This window comes from Microbacterium sp. HMWF026 (assembly GCF_003061325.1).
In the GTDB taxonomy this organism is placed as follows: Bacteria; Actinomycetota; Actinomycetes; order Actinomycetales; family Microbacteriaceae; genus Microbacterium; species Microbacterium testaceum_E.
Window position 1 is genome coordinate 1 of the sequence record NZ_QAJB01000396.1, and the last position, 1,557, is coordinate 1,557.

At 75.2% G+C, this 1,557-nt stretch carries 1 protein-coding gene; it reads right to left on the reverse strand.

Annotated elements, in window-relative coordinates; all coding sequences use genetic code 11:
* Positions 1 to 849: 849 nt before the first annotated feature.
* The coding region (locus DBR36_RS14700) for a 3'-5' exonuclease (protein ID WP_181373623.1) at positions 850 to 1,557 on the reverse strand (708 nt) is incomplete at its 5' end.

Genomic DNA, 1,557 nt, shown 5'->3' on the forward strand with positions numbered 1-1,557 from the left:
ACCGGGACGGACGGGGACGACGACGCCGCGCCGGGAGACCAGCGACCGGTCTGAGGCTGCTTTCGCGGCGGACGCCCGCGGTGCGGATTCGGTCCCGCCGCGGGCGTCCGCCGTTCCTCCCCACGGCGTGATCCGGGCGTCGGGGTGGGGACAGTGGCATCCCGGACCGTCTCGCGGGACAGGCTCGGGGCATGATCCGACTCGATTCCGCCGCTCCCCCGCTCTGGCGCCACGACGGTCGTGTGCAATTCGGCGCTCCCGCCGTCGCCGTGACCCCGACCGCCGGGGCCTGGGTCGACCGGGTGGTCGCCGCCCTGGTCACCGGCACCACGCGCGCCGAACTCCGCTCGCTCGCTCAGCTGCACGGCAGCGGTGGCGCCGCGTGCGACGCCCTGCTCGCCGAGATCGCTCCCGCCCTGGCGCGGGCGCCGCGGCATCCGCCGATCCTCGTGCAGACCGCCGACGACCTTCCCGCCCGAGCCGTCCGCGCGGTGCTCGCCGCCCTCCCCGGGCGCGCGACCGTCGTGTCGTGGGCGGGCCCGGCGAGCGAGCCCGTCCCCGCCGACGCGCGGGTGGTCGTGCTGGCGGCCCACCGCGTCGACCCGCGGCGTGCGGCGGCGCTCGTGCGTGAGGACGTCACGCATCTTCCGCTCGTGCTCGACGGGGCGAGCGCCGTCATCGGGCCGGTCGTCGAGCCCGGACGCACGGCGTGCCTGGCCTGCCTCGACGCCGTCCAGCGCGAAGGCGACCCGCACTGGCCGCTGGTCGCGGCGCAACTGCTCGGTCGTCCGCGGCCGGACGTCGACGTCGCCCTCGCCGCCGAGGCGGGACGCGCGGCGCGGTTTCTGCTCAACGCGCCGATCGCGTCGACGAGCCGCTCGCTGCGCCTGCGCGCCGATTCGTTCCGGCGGGCCTGGGCGCTGCATCGGCCGAGCGAAGACTGCCACTGCCGATCTCTCGCAGGAAGCGCGACGGCGAGCGTTCCATCCGCCCACGCCCTCGCGCCCAGCTCACCGACAACGTTCGCGCGGCCCGAGTGACGCCGACGTACGCCAGGCGGCGCTCCTCGTCGACGGCCTCGAACGTCTTGGCGTACGAGATGGGCAGAAGCCCCTCGCTCACCCCCACGAGGTAGACGTGATCCCACTCCAGACCCTTCGCCGCGTGCAGCGTCGCCAACGTGACGGTTCGCGTGGTCGGCTCGTGCTGGTCGCGGGCTCGCGCCTGCAGGTCGTCGGTGAATGCGCGCAGGTCAGTACCCTCGGGCGCCTCTTCGGCCAGGCGCAGCAGCGCCGCGCGCGCCTCCCACGCCTCGCGCAGCGCGCCGCCCGCCTCAGGCGGATCGTCGGTCAGACCGACGCTGCGCAGCACATCGCGGACCGTCGCGACGAAACCGGTGCTGATCGGCGCCACCGACGCCGCGCGCAGGGCCATCAGGGCCTGACGCACCTCGGGCAGGTCGAAGAACTTGCGTCCGCCCAGGACGGATGCCGCGATCCCCACGCCCGACAGTGCACTGAGCAGGGCCGCCGACTGGGCGTGCGAGCGGTAGAGCAC